Raw genomic sequence first — 736 nt, 5'->3', positions numbered from 1 at the left:
AATGTATTTTTGACTATTTCAATCCTTCCATTAGTTGGTATACAAATAGATAAACTACAAATTCTCCATATAATTTAATCTTTCCCTTTTAAATAATTCATAATTATAAAAATCTTCTATCCCTTTTTCAACCGAAATTTTAGACCTACCAATAATGTTTTGGATCTTTGCTACATTTAGCACCATGAAAGGTATATCAACTGCACGTCCTTCAACATATTCGATTTCCAAATCAACGTTTATACATTTTTTTAATATTTCAATTATCTCATTTATTGAATATCCTTTACCACTTCCAATATTATAAATTTCATTGATAACTCCACTTTGGATTACATTTATTATTCCTGTAGACAAATCATCTATATGGATATAATCTCTTACAACACTTCCATCGCCCCAAACTGTAATTTTCTCTTGCCTCAGTATATTTCCAATTGATGCAGCAATGAAGCCTTGTTTACCATATATATTCTGCCCAATACCATATGGATTTGATGGTCTGAAAATGAAAAAATCTAATCCCGATTTTCTATGCTCTAATATTATTGATTCCTCCAAAAACAATTTTGATTGTCCGTAATAAGAGATGGGTCTTTTATTGTCATCCTCAGAAAAAATGCCAATGTCATTAATTCCATAAATTGTTCCACCTGAAGATAAAAAGACAAACTTTACTTTATTAATTGATAAAAATGGGAGTAATTCAATTGTAGGCTTTATTATTTTTCAAATT

The 736-nt window shown here is 28.5% G+C and carries 1 protein-coding gene; it reads right to left on the bottom strand.

Going from position 1 to position 736, the window contains the following annotated elements; translation table 11 throughout:
* Positions 1–54 precede the first annotated feature (54 nt).
* Entirely contained in the window at positions 55–711 is a 657-nt protein-coding gene (locus BOW55_RS20700; protein WP_256371709.1) for an NAD-dependent epimerase/dehydratase family protein, read from the bottom strand.
* Positions 712–736: the final 25 nt, after the last annotated feature.

Origin of the sequence: Flavobacterium sp. YO12 (assembly GCF_004119495.1) — a bacterium.
GTDB lineage: Bacteria > Bacteroidota > Bacteroidia > Flavobacteriales > Flavobacteriaceae > Flavobacterium.
This window is presented reverse-complemented; position numbering and strand designations above follow the sequence as displayed.